This window comes from Sphaerisporangium fuscum (assembly GCF_018531465.1).
Lineage (GTDB): Bacteria > Actinomycetota > Actinomycetes > Streptosporangiales > Streptosporangiaceae > Sphaerisporangium > Sphaerisporangium fuscum.
Genome location: NZ_JAHDTF010000004.1, coordinates 259954 through 279482, shown reverse-complemented (window position 1 = coordinate 279482; position 19529 = coordinate 259954). Strand labels below are relative to the sequence as shown.

The 19529-nt window shown below is 71.0% G+C and carries 19 protein-coding genes; 11 read left to right on the top strand and 8 right to left on the bottom strand.

Features of this window, described 5'->3' with window-relative positions; genetic code table 11:
- Positions 1-116 precede the first annotated feature (116 nt).
- Both KIK05_RS06260 and KIK05_RS06255 read left to right on the top strand, forming a co-directional pair.
- A complete protein-coding gene (locus KIK05_RS06260) occupies positions 117-2111 on the top strand; it encodes a M3 family metallopeptidase (RefSeq protein WP_214409590.1) in 1995 nt (664 codons plus the stop codon).
- Positions 2112-2235: 124 nt separating this feature from the next.
- On the top strand, positions 2236-2661 hold the full coding sequence (locus KIK05_RS06255) for a DUF2871 domain-containing protein (RefSeq protein ID WP_214409589.1): 426 nt from the start codon (positions 2236-2238) through the stop codon (positions 2659-2661).
- A gap of 9 nt (positions 2662-2670) precedes the next feature.
- On the opposite strand, the gene KIK05_RS06250 is transcribed toward KIK05_RS06255, so the two are convergent.
- Positions 2671-3201: a PadR family transcriptional regulator gene (locus tag KIK05_RS06250; RefSeq protein ID WP_308249772.1), complete on the bottom strand. Its 531-nt coding sequence runs from the start codon at positions 3199-3201 to the stop codon at positions 2671-2673.
- Between the two features lie 103 nt (positions 3202-3304).
- On the opposite strand from KIK05_RS06250, the gene KIK05_RS06245 reads away from it, so the two are divergent.
- Positions 3305-4657: an MATE family efflux transporter gene (locus KIK05_RS06245; RefSeq protein ID WP_214409587.1), complete on the top strand. Its 1353-nt coding sequence runs from the start codon at positions 3305-3307 to the stop codon at positions 4655-4657.
- Here the strand turns inward: KIK05_RS06245 and gltX are convergent.
- Together gltX and KIK05_RS06235 are read right to left on the bottom strand one after the other, a co-directional pair.
- A complete protein-coding gene (gene gltX, locus KIK05_RS06240) occupies positions 4545-5882 on the bottom strand; it encodes a glutamate--tRNA ligase (RefSeq protein ID WP_250562377.1) in 1338 nt (445 codons plus the stop codon). The two genes, KIK05_RS06245 and gltX, sit on opposite strands and share 113 nt — an antisense overlap.
- Positions 5883-5943: 61 nt before the next feature.
- Positions 5944-6720, bottom strand: a complete 777-nt coding sequence (locus KIK05_RS06235) for a fumarylacetoacetate hydrolase family protein (protein ID WP_214409586.1) — start codon at positions 6718-6720, stop codon at positions 5944-5946.
- Between the two features lie 181 nt (positions 6721-6901).
- Between KIK05_RS06235 and KIK05_RS06230 the strand changes: the two genes are divergently transcribed.
- Positions 6902-7276 carry an antibiotic biosynthesis monooxygenase family protein gene (locus KIK05_RS06230; RefSeq protein WP_214409585.1) on the top strand — a complete coding sequence of 125 codons (375 nt, stop codon included), beginning with the start codon at positions 6902-6904 and terminating at the stop codon, positions 7274-7276.
- A gap of 19 nt (positions 7277-7295) precedes the next feature.
- On the opposite strand, the gene KIK05_RS06225 is transcribed toward KIK05_RS06230, so the two are convergent.
- On the bottom strand, positions 7296-8252 hold the full coding sequence (locus tag KIK05_RS06225; protein ID WP_214409584.1) for a helix-turn-helix transcriptional regulator: 957 nt from the start codon (positions 8250-8252) through the stop codon (positions 7296-7298).
- A gap of 149 nt (positions 8253-8401) precedes the next feature.
- Here KIK05_RS06225 and KIK05_RS06220 point away from each other — a divergent pair, with 149 nt between their 5' ends.
- Entirely contained in the window at positions 8402-9385 is a 984-nt protein-coding gene (locus KIK05_RS06220; RefSeq protein WP_214409583.1) for an ornithine cyclodeaminase family protein, read from the top strand.
- A gap of 144 nt (positions 9386-9529) precedes the next feature.
- Entirely contained in the window at positions 9530-11230 is a 1701-nt protein-coding gene (locus KIK05_RS06215; protein WP_214409582.1) for a heparinase II/III domain-containing protein, read from the top strand.
- A gap of 46 nt (positions 11231-11276) precedes the next feature.
- On the opposite strand, the gene KIK05_RS06210 is transcribed toward KIK05_RS06215, so the two are convergent.
- Both KIK05_RS06210 and KIK05_RS06205 read right to left on the bottom strand, forming a co-directional pair.
- Positions 11277-11921 (bottom strand): class F sortase, encoded by a 645-nt coding sequence (locus tag KIK05_RS06210; RefSeq protein ID WP_214409581.1) that lies wholly within the window; start codon positions 11919-11921, stop codon positions 11277-11279.
- Between the two features lies 1 nt (position 11922).
- Positions 11923-12282: a hypothetical protein gene (locus tag KIK05_RS06205; protein ID WP_214409580.1), complete on the bottom strand. Its 360-nt coding sequence runs from the start codon at positions 12280-12282 to the stop codon at positions 11923-11925.
- 171 nt (positions 12283-12453) lie between these two features.
- Here KIK05_RS06205 and KIK05_RS06200 point away from each other — a divergent pair, with 171 nt between their 5' ends.
- The 4 genes from KIK05_RS06200 (at position 12454) to KIK05_RS06185 (ending at position 15703) form a co-directional block, all read left to right on the top strand.
- Positions 12454-13137: a response regulator gene (locus tag KIK05_RS06200; RefSeq protein WP_214409579.1), complete on the top strand. Its 684-nt coding sequence runs from the start codon at positions 12454-12456 to the stop codon at positions 13135-13137.
- Entirely contained in the window at positions 13134-14612 is a 1479-nt protein-coding gene (locus KIK05_RS06195; RefSeq protein WP_250562310.1) for an ATP-binding protein, read from the top strand. The genes KIK05_RS06200 and KIK05_RS06195 overlap by 4 nt, the downstream gene beginning before the upstream one ends.
- Positions 14609-15175, top strand: coding sequence for a hypothetical protein (locus tag KIK05_RS06190; protein ID WP_214409578.1), 567 nt, complete (start codon positions 14609-14611; stop codon positions 15173-15175). The genes KIK05_RS06195 and KIK05_RS06190 overlap by 4 nt, the downstream gene beginning before the upstream one ends.
- Positions 15176-15295: 120 nt before the next feature.
- Positions 15296-15703: a YybH family protein gene (locus tag KIK05_RS06185; protein WP_214409577.1), complete on the top strand. Its 408-nt coding sequence runs from the start codon at positions 15296-15298 to the stop codon at positions 15701-15703.
- Between the two features lie 4 nt (positions 15704-15707).
- Here the strand turns inward: KIK05_RS06185 and cimA are convergent, their stop codons facing one another.
- Positions 15708-17282, bottom strand: a complete 1575-nt coding sequence (cimA, locus tag KIK05_RS06180) for a citramalate synthase (protein WP_214409576.1) — start codon at positions 17280-17282, stop codon at positions 15708-15710.
- Between the two features lie 296 nt (positions 17283-17578).
- Between cimA and KIK05_RS06175 the strand changes: the two genes are divergently transcribed.
- On the top strand, positions 17579-18229 hold the full coding sequence (locus KIK05_RS06175; protein ID WP_214409575.1) for an O-methyltransferase: 651 nt from the start codon (positions 17579-17581) through the stop codon (positions 18227-18229).
- A 118-nt stretch (positions 18230-18347) separates the two neighbouring features.
- On the opposite strand, the gene KIK05_RS06170 is transcribed toward KIK05_RS06175, so the two are convergent.
- Positions 18348-19445, bottom strand: coding sequence for a branched-chain amino acid aminotransferase (locus KIK05_RS06170; protein WP_214409574.1), 1098 nt, complete (start codon positions 19443-19445; stop codon positions 18348-18350).
- Positions 19446-19529 lie beyond the last annotated feature (84 nt).

Below are 19529 nucleotides of genomic sequence, written 5' to 3'. Positions count from 1 at the left end.
TCCGTCCCGGTAAGCGGGGATCGTGACCGCTGGTCTGGGGGGTTGTCGGAGTGCCGAGCACGCGGGTTGTGTGTAACGCTGCAAGGGACAGCCTTTGCACGTGAGGAGCGCGCGCGTTGACCGACAACCCCTTCTTCGTCCCGAGTGCCCTGCCCTACGGGCTGCCGCCGTTCGCCGAGATCCGCGAGGAGCACTACGCGCCCGCCTTCGAACGCGGCATGGCCGAGCAGCTCGAGGAGGTCGAGGCCATCGCCGGCAACGCCGAGCCGCCCACGTTCGAGAACACCGTCGCGGCCCTCGAACGGTCGGGGCAGCTGCTGACCCGCGTCTCCGCCGTGTTCTTCAACCAGGCCTCCTCCGACACCAATCCGAAGGTGCAGGAGATCCAGAAGGACGTCACGCCGAAGCTGGCCCAGCACGACGACGCGATCCACCTCAACGGCCGCCTCTTCGAGCGCATCAAGGCGATCTCCCCCGAGGGGCTGGACGCCGAGCAGCAGTGGCTCCTGCAGCGGTACGTCACCGACTTCGTCCGGGCGGGCGCCGAGCTGGGGCCGGCCGACCAGGAGCGGCTCAGGGCGCTGAACGAAGAGCTGTCCACTCTTTCGACCCAGTTCGAGCAGAACCTGCTCGCCGACACCAACGCCTCGGCGATCGTGGTCGAGGACGTGGCGGAGCTCGACGGCCTGTCCGACGACGCGATCAGGGCGGCGGCGGAGACGGCGAAGTCGCGGGGGCTCGAGGGCAAGTACGTCCTCACGCTCGTGCTCCCGACCGGGCAGCCCGCGCTCGAGGAGCTCACGAACCGCGAGCTGCGCGAGCGCATCCACAAGGCCTCCGTCGAGAGAGGCCTTCGCGACAACTCCGAGCTGATCGTCCGGATCGCCGGGCTCCGCGCCGAGCGCGCCGCCCTTCTGGGCTACCGCAACCATGCCGAGTACGTCGTCGCCGACCAGACCGCGCCGAGCACCGAGGCCGTCACCGAGATGCTGGGCAAGCTGACCCCGGCCGCCGTGGCGAACGCCCACAGGGAGGCCGGCCAGCTGCGGGAGGAGGCCGGCTTCGAGATCGCGGCCTGGGACTGGTCGTTCTACGCCGAGAAGGTGCGCGAGGCGCGCTACTCGGTGGACAGCCGGCAGATGCGGCCGTACTTCGAGCTCGACCGGGTGCTGCGCGACGGCGTCTTCCACGCCGCGGGCAGGCTCTACGGGCTGAGCTTCACCGAGCGGCCGGACCTGGTGGGCTACCACCCCGACGTGCGGGTGTTCGAGGTGTCCGAGGAGGACGGCACACCGCTCGGGCTGTTCCTCGGCGACTTCTACGCCAGGGCGTCCAAGCGGGGCGGCGCGTGGATGAACAGCCTGGTCAGGCAGTCGTACCTGGAGGGCACCCGGCCGGTCGTGGTCAACAACCTCAACATCGTCAAGCCGCCGGCCGGGGAGCCGACGCTGATGACGTGGGACCAGGTCAACACGATGTTCCACGAGTTCGGCCACGCGCTGCACGGGTTGTTCTCGGCCGTCGGGTACCCGAGGTTCTCGGGCACGGCGGTGCCGCGCGACTTCGTCGAGTACCCCTCGCAGGTGAACGAGATGTGGGCGGTGTGGCCGGAGGTGCTCGCCAACTACGCCCGGCATCACGAGACCGGCGAGCCGATGCCGCAGGATCTGGTCGACCGGATGCTGGAGGCCCAGAAGTTCAACCAGGGCTACGCGACGGTGGAGTACCTCGCGGCCACGCTCCTCGACTGGGCGTGGCACACCTTCGAGGACAGGCCCGTCGACGCGCAGGAGTTCGAGGAGCGGGCGCTGCGCGAGGCCGGGGTCGACCTTCCGCTGGTGCCGCCGCGCTACCGCAGCACGTACTTCGCCCACATCTGGCAGGGCGGCTACAGCGCCGGCTACTACTCCTACATCTGGAGCGAGGTGCTGGACGCCGACACGGTCGAGTGGTTCAAGGAGAACGGCGGCCTGACCCGGGAGAACGGCGACACCTTCCGCCGGGAGCTGCTGTCCAAGGGCGGCAGCGTGGACGCCATGACGGCCTTCCGCGCCTTCCGCGGCCGCGACCCGCACATCGAGCCCCTCCTCACCCGCCGCGGCCTGCTCTGACGGGCGAGTGACGGCGGGCCGTCCTCCCGGCGGCCCGCCGTCACTTATGTCCGGTAGATGGCAATCGGGGGAAAAGTTCCGCAAAAGCGGACTGTGGCCCGGTTCATGCCCTATGCTCCCCGTCGTGAAAAGGCTCTTCCATACCGCCCACATCTACATGATCGTCGGCGTGATCAGCGGCCTGTACTACCGCGAGATCACCAAGCTGAACGACTTCACGGGCGACACCCAGCTCGGCGTGGTGCACACCCACCTGCTCGCGCTCGGCATGCTCTTCTTCCTCGGCGTCCTCGCGCTGGAGAAGCTGTTCACCCTGTCCGCCGAGAAGAAGCTCTTCGACTGGTTCTTCTGGGTCTACAACGCGGGTCTCGCGTTGACCGTCCTCATGATGACCATCCACGGCACCCAGACCGTGCTCGGCGCCAAGACCAGCGCGGCGATCTCCGGTATCGCGGGGCTGGGCCACATCGTCCTGACCGTGGGCCTGATCCTCTTCTTCGTCACCCTCGGCAAGCGCATCCCCTCGGCCAAGGAGACCGAGCAGGGGTGAGGCGCTCCCTCAGGGAGCCTTCTCGAGCTCGGCGATGGTCGTGCTGAGCCAGTCGCACTCGGCGAGGCTCGCCGCGCGGGCCACCACCAGCATGCCGCGGCGGAAGCGGTCGGCCGTCTCCGCCGCGCGCAGCGGCCTGCCGCTGGTGTAGAAGAAGCTCGCGGGCCGTTCCAGGAACTCCAGCCGCCGCCGCAGGACGCGCGCCTGGTCGGCCGGGTCGGGCAGGCGTGACAGGAACGCCAGCAGGGTGAAGAACCGCACCTGGTCGGTGATCTCGACCTCCTTGGGCTCCCGCAGGCGCCGCAGCAGCTCGGCGTGGCCGGCGTCGGTGAGCGAGAGCACCTGCCGGGGCGCCGCGCCCGTTCCCTCCTCCTCGCGCCGCTCGACCAGCCCGGCCTCGACGAGGCGGGCGATGGCGGGGTACAGCGCCCCGTCGCTCACCACCCGGATGTGACCGCTCAGGTCGCCGATGCGCGACTTCAGCTCGTAGCCGTGCATGGGTCCCTCACTGAGGAACCCGAGGATCGACAGCGGCAGCACCCGGCCTCCATCCATGACTCAGGGGCGTCACGACCCGACTTGCATCGGGCACATCGTATCGCTATACCTCTAAACGAGGCACATCGATTCGAGGTATCCACCCATGCGACTCATCCGGCTCGCCCTCCCCGTCTACGTCGAACTGCTCACCGCCGTCGTCGCCGTCAGCCTGATCGACACCCTGTGGGTGTCCGGGCTCGGCAGCGCGGCCGTGGCGGCCGTCACGATCGCCGCCACGACCGAATACCTGGCCCTCGGCGTGATGCTCGCCGTCCAGACGGGCACCACCGTGCTCATCGGGCGGCGGGACGGCCACCAGCCGCTCGGCCCGCTCATCCGCACGTCCTGGCTGCTGTGGGGGGCCGTCAGCGTGGCGGTGGCGGTCCCCGGCGTGCTGCTCAGGGACGACCTGGCCCGGCTGTTCGCCGAGGACGCCACCACCGCGTCCCTGGCCTCCGGCTTCTACGCGATCTCACTCGGCGGCCTGCCGGTGTTCTTCGCCCAGTGCCTGGTCGACGGCATCTTCAAGGGCCTGGGCGACACGCGTACGCCCATGCGCACGGCGCTGCTGTGCAACGCGCTGGTGATCGGCCTGGACCCGCTGTTCATCTACGGGCTCGGCCTCGGCGTGCGCGGCGCCGCGCTCGCCACCCTCGTCGCCCGCCTGCTCACGCTCATGGTCGCCGCCGTGATCCTGCTGCGCCGGCTGCCACGTACCGCCGAGCCGGCCGGAATCCGCTCCGGCTCCCCCCGCGCCGAGACGGCCGCGATCCTGCGTACCGGACTGCCCATGTCCGGGGACTTCCTCGCGCGCAGCATCGTGGGGATGGTGCTGGTCGGGCTGGTCGGCACCTACGGGGTGGCCGCGCAGGCCGGGTACGGCATCGGCATGAAGATCATGCTGGCCGGGGTCATGGTCTTCTACGCGCTGCGCCAGGCCACGATGATCGAGACCGCGCGCACGGGCGCGACCACACCGGCCGGCGCGCTACGCCTCGGCCTGGCGGCGGGCGTGGCGGCGGCGGTCGTGCTCAACGTGGCCGCCGCCCCCGTGATCGGGTGGTTCACCGCCGATCCGGCCGTGGCCGGCGAGGCCGTGTGGTTCCTGAGGTGCATGACGGCCTACCTCGTGCCCTTCGGCGGCCTCATCGCCCTCGGCGGGGTGCTCCAGGCGAGCGCGAGGGGCGGCCGCCTGCTCGCCGCCACACTGGCGGGCTTCGCGGTGCAGCTGCCCCTCGCCTACGGGCTGAGCGCGTGGCTCAGCGTCACGGGTGTCTGGCTGTCGATGAGCGCGGGGACCGTCGTCGCCCTCGCGCTCGCGTGCCTGCTGGGCCTCGACGGCCTCAGGACTGGGCGCCCAGCTTCGCCAGGGCGGCCCGCAGCCGGTCGAGGGCCCTCTCTCGCCCCAGAGCCTCGATCGACTCGAACAGCGGAAGCCCCACAGTGCGGCCCGTGACCGCGACACGTACCGGGGCCTGCGCCTTGCCGAGCTTGAGACCGTGCTCCGCGCCGACCTCCTCCAGGGCCGCCTTCAGCGACTCCGGGTCGAACGAGACGGTCTCCAGGCGGGCGATGTAGCCCGAGAGGATCTGCTCGGCGCCCGGCTTCATCGCCTTGTCCCAGCTGGCCTGGTCGAAGACGGGCTCCTCCAGGAAAAGGAAGTCGACGTTGGCGGTGATCTCCGACAGGACGGCGATGCGGGTCTGGGCCAGCGGGGCGAGCTTGGCGAACGCCTCCCGGCTCCAGCTCGGGTCGAGCCACGGCTCGCACCGGCTGATGAAGGTCGCAAGCGGCAGCGCCCGGATGTACTCGCCGTTGAACGCCCGCAGCTTCTTCTCGTCGAAGAACGCCGGGGAGGGGTTGACGTCGGAGAGCTTGAACAGCGGCACCATCTCCGACCAGGGCATGATCTCACGGTCGTCGCCGGGCCCCCAGCCGAGCAGCATGAGGTAGTTGACCATGGCCTCGGCGAGGTAGCCCTCGTCGCGGTAGGACTCCAGGGCCACCTTGTCGCGGCGCTTGGAGAGCTTCTGGCGCTTCTCGTTGACGATGACCGGCACATGCGCCCAGATGGGCGGCGTGACGCCGAGCGCCTCCCACAGAAGCTGCTGCTTGGGGGTGTTCGACAGGTGCTCCTCGGCGCGGACGACGTGGGTGATCCGCATCTCGACGTCGTCGATCACGTTGGCGAGGACGAACAGCGGCGAGCCGTCGCTGCGCGCGATGACGAAGTCCTCCATCGCGTCGTTGGGGAACTCCACCCGCCCCCGCACCAGGTCGTCCACCACGGTGACGCCCGCGTCGGGGGTGCGGAAACGCACCGCGCCCTCGCCGAGGCCGCGGTCGCGGCAGAACCCGTCGTACCCCTGGTGCTCGGACCCGGTGCGGGCCTTGACGTCGTCACGGGTGCAGGTGCAGTGGTACGCCCGGCCGTCGGCGACCAGCTTGGCCACCGCCGCGCGGTGCTGCTCCTCGTAGGCGGACTGGAAGTAGGGGCCCTCGAAGTACGGCGAGTCGCCGTTGATGCCGATCCAGGCGAGCGCCGAGATGATGCCCTCGGTCCACTCGGGACGGTTGCGCGCGGCGTCGGTGTCCTCGATGCGCAGCACGAACTTGCCGCCGGACTGCTGGGCGAGGGCCCAGTTGAACAGCGCCGAACGCGCGCCGCCGACGTGGAACATGCCGGTCGGGGAGGGGGCGAAACGCACCCTCAGCGTGGGCTCCGACGAGCCCCCCTGGAGATCAGTCACGGGAAACCACCCGGTTGGTCAGAGTGCCGATGCCTTCGATGCCCACGCTGACCTCGTCGCCGTCGTTGAGCGGCCCGACCCCTTCGGGCGTGCCGGTGAGGATCACGTCACCGGGGATCAGGGTCATGACGTCGGTGATGTAGGAGATCAGCTTCGGGATGTCGTGGATGAGCTGGGACGTGCGTGCGGTCTGCCTCAGCTCGCCGTTCACGGTGGTCGTGATCGCGAGGTCGGACGGGTCGAGCTCGGTCTGGATCCACGGGCCGAGCGGGCAGAACGTGTCGAACCCCTTGGCGCGAGACCACTGCCCGTCCTTCTTCTGCAGGTCACGGGCCGTGACGTCGTTCGCGCAGGTGTACCCGAAGATCACCTCGTGGGCCCGCTCTACCGGCACCTCGCGGCACAGCCGGCCGATCACGACGGCGAGCTCGCCTTCGTAGTCGACGCGCTCGGACAGCTTGTGCGGGTACGCGATGGACTCGCCGTGACCGATCACCGAGGTGGACGGCTTGAGGAACATCAGCGGCTCTTGGGGCGCCTCGCCGCCCATCTCACGGGCGTGCTCGGCGTAGTTCTTGCCGATCGCCACGATCTTGCTCGGCAGCATCGGCGTCACGAGGCGGACCTCTTGCAGCGGGTAGCGCTCGCCGGTGAACTGGATCGCGCCGAACGGATGCCCGTCGATCCTGGAGACGAACTCCTCACCCTGCGCGCCTTCGACCACACCGAACGCGACACCTTCACCTGTGGAGAACCTTGCGATACGCACTCCACAAGGCTAGTGCCGCGCGCCGACCCGCCAGGACACCTGACCCGGCCCGGCGCGGAGGGGACGGCGGGGGCGAGGGGGGCGGACCGTAGGGTGGCCGTACCGGGGCCGTACCGGCACGGTCGTCCGCTCTCGACGACCGTCCGGGCCCGGGGACGAACTCGCCTGAGGAGGAGTGGACATGTCCGTTGTGAAGATCAACGTCTTGACCGTCCCGGCCGAGATGCGCGACGAGCTCGAACGCCGGTTCGGCAACCGGGCGGGGATGGTGGAGTCGTCCGACGGCTTCGAGTGGTTCGAGCTCCTGCGTCCGGTCGAGGGCACCGACAGGTACCTGGTGTACACGCGCTGGCGCAGCGAGGACGACTTCCAGCGCTGGCAGCAGAGCCGGGCCTTCCAGGCGGGCCACGCCCAGGCCGCCGCCGACGCCGCCGCCCAGGGGCACGGCCACGGGCAGGCTCCCGCCGGTCACGGGCACGGGCAGGGCCCGGCGGCCACCGACTCCGAGGTGTGGACGTTCGAGGTCGTGCAGAGCGCCGGGCGCAAGGAGGCCTGAGCGCCCCGCGGCGGCCTGCTCACTTCGCGGTCGAGCGGCTGAAGCGGGCGGCCCATTCCCGCAGGTGGACGACGAGTTCGGGAGGCTGGACGACCTCGAAGCCGGCGCCGAGGCCGCCGAGGATCATGGCCGGCCAGTCGAGGGTCTCGGTGGCCATGCGCATCCGGCAGCTGCGCTCGTCGATCTCCTCGGCCGTCGCCCACTGGCCCACCGCCCGGCGGACCACCTCCGCGGGAGCGTGCACGACCACCTCGACGGCGTAGGTGGAGGGCATGGTGTCGATGCCGGCCCGGACGAACGCCGCCGCGTCCTCGGCCGGCAGTTCGCGCGGGCGGAACCGCTCGCCGGTGCCGTGCGGCTCCTGGAGCCGGTCGAGGCGGAAGCTGCGCCAGTCGTGGCGGGTCAGGTCATAGGCCACCAGGTACCAGCGGCGTCCGAGGGACACCATCCGGTGCGGTTCGACGTGCCGGTCGCTCCGCTCGCCGCCGCGCGCCTCGTAGGAGAACCGCATCCGCTCCTCGTCCCGGCAGGCCTGGGCGACGGCGGTGAGCACGCCGGCGTCCACGGTCGGTCCGGCGCTCCACGCCATGGGCACGGTCGCCTCGCGCAGCGCCTCGACCCGGCGCCGCAGCCGGGGTGGCATGACCTGCACCACCTTGGTCAGCGCGCGCACCGAGGACTCCTGGATGCCCGCGATCGACCCCTGCGCCGCCATGCGCAGGCCGACGGCGAGCGCGACGGCCTCCTCGTCGTCCACCACCAAGGGAGGCAACACGGCCCCCGCGGCGAGCTGATAGCCGCCGTCCACGCCGCGGAAGGCCTCGACCGGGTAGCCGAGCTCCCGCAACCGGTCGACGTCCCGGCGCAGGGTACGGACCGACACCTCCAGCCGTCCGGCCAGTTCGGCGCCGGGCCAGTACCGATGCGTCTGGAGGAGGGAGAGCAGCCGCAGGGTCCGTGAGCTGGTGTTCGCCATGACGTCAGCATGCCTGCGATTGAGGTCAGGAAGTGACCGCTGCGGAAGCGAAGGTGGGCACAGGAGATGGATGATCGTCGCGGTCTCGCGCGGGCCCCCTCGTCATCCCACTCCTGCCCGGGGACCATCACCCCACTAAACTGCGATAAATGATCGTTCTCAGTCGACGCGAGGTTGAGGCGCTGCTCGACGTCGACGCTCTGATCGACGCTCTGGCCCCGGCGATGGCGGACCTCAGCGCGGGCCTGGCCTCCGTACCCGACAGGAGCGCGGCGGTCGTGGCCGAGCGGAACGCCCTGCTGCTCGACATGCCCGGATACCTGCCGTCCTCGGGAGCGCTCGCCAGCAAGCTCGTGTCGGTGTTCCCCGGCAACGCCGGGACCGGTCTCCCGGTGCGCCAGGCGGTCATCGTCGCCTTCGACCCCGAAACCGGGGAACCCGCCGCTCTTCTGGACGGCACCTACATCACCGCCATCCGCACCGGCGCGTGCTCGGCGCTCTCCGCCCGCCTCCTGGCGCGCGAGGACGCCGCCACGCTGGCCGTTCTCGGCACCGGCGTCCAGGCCCGGGCCCACGCGCGCGCCGTCTCCCGGGTACGGCCGATCACCGAGATCCGCATCGCCGGGCGTGACCACGCCAAGGCCGCCGCGCTGGCGAAGGAGTTGTCGGGCGAAATCCCCGCCGACGTGCGGGCCACCGCGACGTACGAGGAGGCGCTCTCCGGCGCCGACATCGCCTGCGCCACCACCTACGCCCTGGAGCCGGTGGTGCGCCGCGCCTGGGTGGACCCGGGTCTGCACATCACCTCCATCGGCTACAACCCACAGGGCCGCGAGATCGACGACGCGACCATCGCCGAGGCGTCACTGTTCGTCGAGTCCCGGCACGCGGCCCTGGCGGCGGTCCCGCCGAACATGGACATCGCCGAGCCGCTCTCGCGCGGCGTCATCACCCCCGACCACATCCGCGCCGAGCTGGGCGAACTGGTCGCCGGCACCGCCGTCGGCCGTACGGACGACGAGCAGATCACCCTCTACAAGTCGGTAGGGGTGATCGTGCAGGACACCGCGGCCACGGCTCTGGTGCTCGCCGCGGCCCGCGAGCGGGGGACGGGCGTCCAGGTCACCCTCTGAGGCCGGGACCGGAAGGGCCGTGGCGTACCCGTCCGGGCATCTGCTTGTTAACGATGCGGTGGATGAGCCTCCTGCGACTTGACCGGTTCGATGTGATTCGGACAGCATGATCCGCCCCCATTTCTGGTCACGGAAGGAACTGGCGTGCGCCGCCGGACTCGAGTTCTCGGTCTTCTCCTCTCCCTCGTCCTGACCGGCGGCGCGATCTCCCAGGCTGTACCGGCGAACGCCGGAAGCCGGGAGGCGCGCGCCGCCGTCAAGCCCACCGCGGAGTGCCAGGGCGACTGGCTGCCCGCCACGCCGACCTCCGCCCAGGTCATGTCCGGGGAGGTCCAGTTCCTCGACCTCCCGCCCGTGAAGATCGGCAAGACGATCGACTGGCACTGGAGCCCGTACAAGAACCGCTCCTGGGACATGGTGTTCGCCTCCCTGCGGTGGGTCGGGCGCCTGGTCGCCGACTACGAGACCTCCGGTGACGAGAAGCTGCTCGCCCGGGCCACCGAACTCACCAAGAGCTGGGTGGAGAGCAACCCCCGGGGCGGCTCGCGGGCCAGCAAGTACGCCTGGGACGAGCACCCGATCGCCCTGCGCGCCCCCGTGCTGGTCTGCCTCAGCCGGCACGTCAAGGCGTCCTGGCTCACCGGCAGCCTGATCGACCACGCGAAGATGCTGTCGAACCCGGCCCTGTACGAGAAGGGCCACAACCACGGCATGGACCAGGACATCGCCCTGCTCCGCATCGGCTGCCGCACCGGCCACGACGAGTGGGCGAGCCTCGCCATCCGCCGTATGACGGGGTCGGTGAAGCTCGACATCGACTCCCAGGGCGCGCTCCAGGAGCAGGCCCCGCGGTACGGCATCTACGTGCACGAACGGCTGAAGGTCGGCATGGAGTCGATCACCGACTGCGGGCGCAAGGTGCCTTCGGAGATCAAGAAGCGCTGGGAGTCGCTGGAGGGGTACATCACCCACGCCACCCAGCCCAACGGGTACATGGCGCCGATCGGCGACGGCGGCGCGGACGTCAAGCCGGTGGGGTACCAGCACTCGAAGAAGACCGTGCAGGTCTTCCGCGCCGGGTACGTCTTCGGCCGCACCGCCTGGGACAAGCCCGAGTCGGCGTGGTACTCGATCCGGTTCGGTCCCGCCCTGAAGTTCCACGGGCACGAGGACCACATGGGCGTCACCTACTACGCCCAGGGGCACGACGTGCTGGTGGAGGCGGGCTTCCACTCCTACGAGCAGAGCCCGTACCGGTACTGGACCATGTCCCCCGAGGCGCACAACGTACCGGTCGTGGTCGGCAAGCCGTTCCGCGGGCGTACGCCCACCGCGCTCGTGCGCTCGTCGGTCGGCGGCGACCGGCAGTCGTACAAGTTCACCGACAAGGCCTACGGCGTGAGCCGGACCCGGTCGGTGCTGGTCAACAACGGCGACGACCTGATGGCGGTGCTGGACACGGTGCCGGGCGGGGCCCGGGCGCGCAGCTACTGGCACCTCGACCCGGCGCTCAGCCCCGTGTCCACCAGCGGCGGCCGGATCGTGGTGAAGGACAAGTCGGGCTGGAAGGCGACCCTGGTCCAGCTCGACATGACGTCCTGCGAGCCGATCTCCGGACAGTCGATCGTGCGGGGGCAGACCAACCCCTACCAGGGCTGGATCTCGCCGTCCTACATGCAGAAGGTGCCCGACTCGGTGGTCGTCTCCCCCTCCGCCGGATCACTGCTCACCATCGTCGTCCCCGGCACCGCCGACCCGCACGTCACCTGCTCCGGGTCCCGCGTCACGGTGAAGACCTCCGACGGCGAGACGTCCTTCCGCGCCGCCTCGGGGAACCTCTCCTAGGCCCGTTCTCCGCAGGGAGATCCGGGCGCGTGCGGAGAACGGGCCGTCAGCGGGTGACGAGACGGGCGTAGACGATCACGTTGCTCGTGTAGTGGCCGATGCGGCGGTCGAACGTGCCGCCGCAGGTCACCAGGCGCAGGCCGGCGTGGTCCAGCGGGCCGTACACCCGGCGGGTGGGGAACCGGCTCTTGGCGACCATCTCCACCGACTCGACGGCGAACGTGGCCGTGGAGCCGTCGGCGCGGCCGATCGTGATGGTGTCGCCGGCCCGCATCCGCCCGAGGTCGAAGAAGACCCCCTTGCGGCCCCCGCCGTCGACGTGGCCGAGGATGACGGCCGCGCCCCGCTCGCCGGGGGTCACGCCGCGCGCGTACCAGCCGGCCTGCTCCGGGTGGTCCACCGGAGGGATCTGCACGGTGCCGTCGGCGTTGAGGCCGAGCCGGCCGAGGGGCACGTGGACGCCGATCCTGGGGACGTCCAGGCGGCGCGGCTCGGATCGTGTGAGGACCGCCGGGACGGGTGTGGCGGCCGCGAGGTCCGCCGTCCGAGCCTGCGCGGTCACGGGCGGCGGGGCCGGAGGGGTCTGCTCCGGCCGGAGCCCGCAGCCCACGAGCACGGCGCCGGTCAGAACGGTGGCGGAGGCCGCCACGCCCAGGGCGTGACGGCCTCCGTTCCCCCGTGCACGTGGCACGTCAGGCCTCGGTCCGCGCACGACGGCGCAGGGCCAGCACGCCCATCCCCGCCCCCGCCGCGAGAAGGGCGCCACCGGCCGGCACCAGGACGCTCCCGGCGGGCCCGCCACCGGTCTCCGGGGCGCCCCGGGGGACGGCCGGACGGGGCGTGGCCGCCTCCTTCGGCGCCGCGCTCTCGCCGTCCCCCGCATCGGACGGTACGGGCGAGGGCGCGGCCGGCTTCGCGCTGGACGAGGGCTTGGCCTCGGCCGGCTTCGCGCTGGGCGAGGGCTTGGCGTCCGCCATCGCCGGGCCGCCCGCCGTGGTCAGGACTGCCACGCCGAGCGCGGCGGCGGCCAGGGCGGTACGAATCAGTCGCATACATCCTCCTAAGCGGTGGCACAGCGGTGCACACCGGCACGGACGTCACAGATGAGGAACGGCGACGATGCTGGCAGGAGAATGTCCGCCCGCCATGAGCGGAATGTCATGAGCATGTAATGGATGTCGCGACCAAGCGGAGGAAGTGGCGCCGTCACCGATACTTGAACCGTGGCCCGAGTGATGCTGATCGAGGACGACCCCTCCGTGCGCGAGAGCCTGCGGCTGTCACTCGGGCGGCACGGGCACGACGTCGAGATCGCCGAGACCGGCGAGGAGGGCCTGCGTCGCCTGTCCGCCGCGCCCGCCGACATCGTCGTGCTCGACCTGATGCTCCCCGGGCTCGACGGGTTCGAGGTGTGCCGCCGCATCCGCGCCGGCGGCCCCACGCCGATCGTCATGCTCACCGCCCGTGGCGACGACCTCGACGTGGTCAGCGGCCTGGAGGCGGGGGCCGACGACTACGTGGTGAAGCCGATACGGCCGCGGGTGCTGGAGGCGCGGATCCGCGCGGTGCTGCGGCGCGGCGGCCCCGCCACGGCGGCCTCGGCCGGGCAGGAGACCCACGGCGACCTGACGATCGACCGGGGCGCGCTCACCGTGTCCAAGGCCGGTGTCCCGATCACGCTGCCGCCGCTGGAACTGCGGCTGCTGCTGGAGCTGTCGGCCGCCTGCAACCAGGTGTTCAGCCGCCAGCAGCTCCTGGAGTCGGTGTGGGAGCTCGACTTCCTCGGCGACTCCCGGCTCGTCGACGCCTGTGTGCAGCGGCTGCGCGTGAAGATCGAGGACGTGCCGTCCAAGCCCCGGTACATCCAGACGGTGCGCGGGTTCGGGTACCGGTTCGGCCCCCTTTGATCCGGCTCCGCGGGAAGGCCGCCGGGGGCGGCCGGTTCTTCGTCTGGGTACGTGGCCTGCGCGCCCGGTTGATGATCGTCTGTGTGCTCCTCGCGGGGCTCAGCGCCCTGACCGCCGCCGGGCTGGTCTACCGCCAGGCGCGCGACCTGATGCTGGCGCGGACCGAATGGTCGGTCGTCAACGAGTTCCGGCTGCGTGTGGCGACCCTCACCGAGAACATGCAGCACCCGCCCGACCGCGCGGCGCTGCAACGGCTCGCCAACGGCGTCGCGCCGTCGTTCCTGGAGGCGACCGGGGCCGCCGCCTACCGGGGCTCGGGGCTGGTCGCCTCCGGCGACGACACCGAACCGATCACCACCGAGCTGCGCCGCTCGGTCATCGCGCGCAAGCGCCTGTTCCACCAGCGCGTCGTCAGGGCGGGCACGCCGTACCTGGTGGTGGGCACACCGGTCATGCTCGGCGGGCAGGCCACCCCCTCCGGCGTGGAGGTGTACCTCGTGGCGCCCCTCGTCAAGGAGCAGCGCGAGGAGGACGCCCTGGTCACGGCCGCGAGGAACGGGGCGATCCCGGTCGTGCTGCTCGCCGTGGCACTCGCCCTCGTGGCGGCCCGGGGCGTCCTGCGCCCGGTCCGCGACCTCGACCGGGCCGCGCGCAGGCTCGGAGCGGGCGAGCTGGACACGCGCCTGAAGGTGACCGGCGGCGACGAGCTGGCGCGGCTGGTCGAGACCTTCAACGCCACGGCCGCCGCCCTGGAGTCCAACGTCTCCGAGCTGCGCGGCATGGAGGTGCAGGCCCGCCGGTTCGTCGCCGACGTGTCGCACGAGCTGCGCACCCCGCTGGCGTCCATCCTCGCGATGGCCGACATGTTCGAGGAGGAGGCCGGCCGCCTGGAGAGCGACCTGGAGAAGGCGGCCCGCCTGATGAACCTGGAGGTCGGCAGGCTGGTCCGCCTCGTCGAGGACCTCATGGAGATCTCCAGGTTCGACGCCGGGGCGGCCAGGCTGATCCTGGACGACGTCGACGCGGCGGACGCGATCCGTGCCTGCCTGCGCACCCGCGGCTGGACCGGCCGGGTGGACCTCGACCTGCCGCCGGGCGTGCGGACCCGTCTCGATCCCCGCCGGTTCGACGTGATCATGGCCAACCTCGTGGGCAACGCCCTGCGCCACGGCGCTCCCCCGGTCACCGTACGGCTGCGCGCCGACGCCCATGACGTCGTCATCGAGGTCCGGGACGCGGGCGAGGGGGTGGACCCCCGGATCCTGCCGTACGTCTTCGACCGCTTCTCCAAGGCCGACGAGGCACGGACCCGGTCGGACGGCAGCGGCCTCGGGCTGGCCATCGCCCGGGAGAACGCCCGCCTCCACGGCGGTTCGATCGAGGTGGCCAACCCTCCGGGAGGAGGGGCGCTCTTCACCCTCACCCTGCCCCGCCACCCCGAGCCCGCCTCTCCCCTGAGGAGTCCGGAAGGATGACCGTTCATCGGATGGCCGCCGCCCTGCTGGCCGTCGCGGCGGCGCTGGTGGCGGCCGGGTGCGGCATCTCGCCGACCGGCGTCCTCGACGGCGGCGCGCCCGCTGAGGGATTCCGCCCGAGCACCCGGCTCTACTTCGTGTCGGGCTCGCGGCTGCGCGCCGTGACCCGTCCCATCCCGTGGCCCTCACTGAAGGAGACGCTCGACCTGCTGATGGACGGGCCGAGCGCCGCCGAGCGCGCGCGGGGGCTCCGCAACGACCTCGAGCCCGAGGAACAGGGACAGCTGAAGGTCACCTCCGGTCAGGCCCACGTCCGCATCACGCTCTCCGCGGCGAGGCCGGTGACTCGGGCGACACCCGTACCGATGCCCAGCTCGGTCGCGGTCCCCAGCGAGGCCCCCGGGGGCCGTCCCGTGCTGTGGATGGGCCAGCTGACCTGCACGGCCGCGGGCGCCCTCGCCGCCCGCGAGAACATCGACCCCGACGCCGTCACCGTCGTCATCGAGCAGAAGGTCCCTATACGGACTGATTCGTTCCGCTGCTCGGAGTTCCCCCGAGGGTAGAAGCGACCCGCCTGGGCGCCCAGGATCCGCGGCACCGCCGGCCGCCATGTGTTGACATTGCCGCCGACGTCAAGGTTTAGCCTCGTCCCCGACCTGTCGGATCTCGTAACGGGGGACCCCATGACCACCGCCACCGCGGACGTCCGCGCGACACTGCTCGACCACGACCGCCGCTTCTTCGACGCCCTGGTCGCCGGTGACGCCGCCGCGCTCGGCGACCTGCTGGCCGACGACTTCGTCCTGGTCGCCGTCGGCGACGGCGCCGTCGCCGGCAAGGCCGACCTGCTCGGCCTGGTGGCCTCCGGCGACCTCAGCTTCCCCGAGGTGGAGTCGTTCCCGGACGAGGCCGTCGTGCGGCTCTTCGGCGAGGTCGGGATCGTCGTCGGACGGACCGCCATGAACTTCACCGGTCCCGACGGCGAGGCCTTCGCCGCCGGGAGCCGCTACACGCACGTGTTCGCGCCGTGCTCGAATGGAAGCTGGCGTCTGGTCTCCGCCCAGGGCACGGAGATCAAACCCGGCGCCTGACCGCTCAGGCGCTGTGGCCGGCCCGCAGGAGACTGTAGGTGACCGCCTGCTCGAGGGCCTGCCAGGAGGCCTCGATGATGTTCTCGTCGACACCCACCGTGGCCCACTCGCCGGTCGCGTCGCTGGAGGTGATCAGCACGCGGGTGACGGCGTCGGTGCCGTGGGTGCCCTCGAGGATGCGGACCTTGAAGTCGATCAGCTCCACCTCGGCGAGCTCGGGGTACAGCCGCTCCAGGGCGAGCCGTACGGCGCGGTCGAGGGCGTTGACCGGGCCGTTGCCCTCGCCGGTGGCGACGATGCGCTCACCCTTGGCGTGCAGCTTGACCGTGGCCTCGCTGACGACGTCGCCACCCGGCCTGCGCTCGACGATCACGCGCCAGGACTCCACCAAGAAGTAGCGGCGGCGCTCCCCCGCCACGGTGTCGCGCAGCAGCAGCTCGAAGGAGGCGTCGGCGGCCTCGAAGGTGTGCCCGCGGGACTCCAGGTCCTTGACCCGCTCGACCAGGTGGCGGGACTGCTCGGGCGTCAGGTCGTACCCCAGCGCCTTGCCCTTCAGCTCGACCGAGGCCCGGCCCGCCATGTCGGAGACGAGCATGCGCATGTCGTTGCCCACCTGGGCGGGGTCGATGTGCTGGTAGAGGTTCGGGTCGACCTTGATCGCGCTGGCGTGCAGGCCGGCCTTGTGGGCGAACGCCGACACCCCGACGTACGGCTGGTGGGAGTTCGGCGTGACGTTGGTGACCTCGGTGATGGCGTGGGCGATACGGGTCATGTCGGCCAGCGACTGGGACGGCACCAGGTCGAAGCCCCTCTTGAGCTGGAGGTTCGCCACGACCGTGAAGAGGTTGGCGTTGCCGGAGCGCTCGCCGTACCCGTTGGCGCATCCCTGCACGTGGGTGGCGCCCGCCTTCACGGCGGCCAGGGAGTTGGCGACGGCGCAGCCGGTGTCGTCGTGGCAGTGGATGCCGATGCGGGCGCCGGTGCCGACGGCCTCGTGCACCACCTCGGCCAGCTCGTCGGGCAGCATGCCGCCGTTGGTGTCGCACAGGGCGATCACCGACGCCCCGGCCTCGGCGGCCGTGCGCAGCACCTCCAGCGCGTACGCTGGGTTGGACTTGTAACCGTCGAAGAAGTGCTCGGCGTCGAGGAAGACTCGCTGTCCCTCCGCACGAAGGTGAGAAACCGTGTCGCGGATCATCGCGAGGTTCTCCTGGAGAGTCGTACGGAGGGCCAGCTCCACGTGCCGGTCGTGACTCTTGGCGACAAGGGTCACGACCGGCGCGCCGGATTCGCGCAGTGCGGCCACCAGAGGGTCGTCGGCTGCCTTCACACCGGCCCGGCGGGTCGCGCCGAACGCGGCGAGCTGCGCGTGCTTCAGGTCGAGCTCGGTCCGGGCCCGCCTGAAGAACTCTGTGTCCTTGGGGTTGGCGCCCGGCCAGCCCCCTTCGATGAAGCCGACGCCCAGGTCGTCCAGGTGGCGCGCGATGGCGAGCTTGTCGGCGACAGTGAGGGACAGGCCCTCCTGTTGGGCGCCGTCGCGCAGCGTCGTGTCGTACACGTGGAACCGGTCGTCGGCCATGGTTTCGTCTCCTTCGAGGATGTGTGTGGTTCGCCTCGCGCGGTTTCCGCCCTCGGGCCCGAACCCGGCCCAAACAAAAAGACCCCTCACGGACGTGAGAGGTCTGCGCGCCGGCGGTGTCCCTTTTTCAGCCGGCGCGCCTGCTGATAATGAGCAGACCGTAGAACATGGTGCATGGCAGTCTGCCACATCTCGCCACCATGTGGCACATTGATCTCACGATCCGGGACGACACCTGGCCCGCCACCCGCCCGGCCTGGCGGTGCGCCGCCCCGGCAGCGGTGAGAATGGCGCCCATGAAGGCTTTCTCGTTCATCACCCCTGCCGTCGCCGAGTACCTGGTCGGCCACACCACTCCGCCGGACCAGGTCCTGAAGGAACTGGCCGAGGAGACGCTGACCGCGACCGGCGACGATTCGGGCATGCAGATCTCCCCCGAGCAGGGCACCTTCCTGACCATGATCACCCAGATCTGCGGGGCCCGGAACGCCGTGGAGGTCGGCACGTTCACCGGGTACTCCTCGATCTGCATCGCCCGGGGCCTGCCCGAGGACGGCAGGCTGACCTGCTTCGACGTCAGCGACGAGTGGACGTCCATCGCCCGCAAGTACTGGGAGAAGGCCCGCGTCGCCGACCGCGTCGAACTGCGGCTCGGCCCCGCGGCCGAGACCCTGCGGGAGTTCCCCCTGCGGCCCGAGATCGACCTGGCGTTCATCGACGCCGACAAGCCGGGCTACCCGGTGTACTACGAGGCGGTCATGTCACGCCTGGCCCCCGGCGGCGTCATCCTCGTGGACAACACGCTGCGCCGCGGCACGGTGGCCGACTACACCGACGGCGACGCCGCCGCCATGCGCGAGTTCAACGACCTGGTGTACGGCGACCCGCGCGTGACGAGCACCCTCCTGCCCATCGCCGACGGCCTCACCTTCATCCGCAAGCATTGACGATTTCCAGGCGGGCCGTGACTCTTCGCCGCTCCCCGAGCCGTGGAACCACACCGTCGGCACCGGGAAGCCGAGGACGCGGAGCCCTCCGGTGAGGGCTCCGCGTCCGGTGCGGGGTTCAGCAGATCTTGTGGACCCAGTTGTGGGGGTCGGGGCGGGTGCCGTACTGGATGCCGGTGAGCTCCTCGCGCAGCTGGAGGGTGAGCTTGCCGGGGGTGCCGTCGCCGACGGTCCAGCCGCCCTCGGCGCCCTTGACCGAGCCCACGGGGGTGATGACGGCGGCGGTGCCGCAGGCGAAGACCTCGGTGAGCTCGCCGGACTCGCAGCCCTCGCGCCACTCGTCGGTGGAGATCTTGCGCTCCTCGGCGGTGAGGCCGAGGTCGGCGGCCATCGTGAGGATCGAGTCGCGGGTGACGCCGGGCAGGAGCGTGCCGGTGAGGTCGGGGGTGACGAGGCGGTCGCCGAAGACGAAGAAGAGGTTCATGCCGCCCATCTCCTCGACGTAGCGGTGCTCGAACGCGTCGAGCCAGACCACCTGGTCACAGCCCTGCTCGACGGCCTGCCGCTGGGCGACGAAGGCCGCGGCGTAGTTGCCGCCGCACTTGGCGAAGCCCGTGCCGCCGGGCGCGGCCCGGGTGTACTCCTGGGACAGCCAGACCGACACCGGCTTGACGCCGCCGCTGAAGTACGCCGCGGCGGGCGAGGCGATGACCATGTACTTGAAGGTCTTCGAGGGGTAGTTGACCCCGAGCGCGGGCTGCGTGGCGATCATGAAGGGCCGCAGGTAGAGGCTGTGCCCCTCGGTCGTGGGCACCCAGTCGCGGTCGGTCTGGACGAGGAGCTCCAGCGACTCGACGAAGGCGTCCTCCGGCAGCTCGGGCATGGCCATGCGCCGTGCGGACTGGTTGAAGCGCGCCGCGTTGGCGTACGGCCGGAAGGTGGCGATGGTGCCGCCCGCCTGCCGGTAGGCCTTGAGCCCTTCGAACAGCTCCTGCGCGTAGTGGAAGACCGACGTCGCGGGGTCGAGCGTGAGCGGTCCGTACGGCATGAGGCGGGCGTCGTGCCAGCCACGTCCCTCGGTGTAGTCGATCGAGATCATGTGATCGGTGAACGTCTGCCCGAAGCCGGGGGCCGCCAGCACCCGCTCGCGCTCGGCCGGAGTACGAGCGGCGTCGGAATGCTGCACGTCGAAGCTGAGCTGCTGAGCGGTGGTCATGTCGAAGATCCTTCTCTTCTCTGTGGTCGCGCCTGCATCCATTCTGCGACGGACCGGGTAACGGGAAACTACTGCATCAACTGG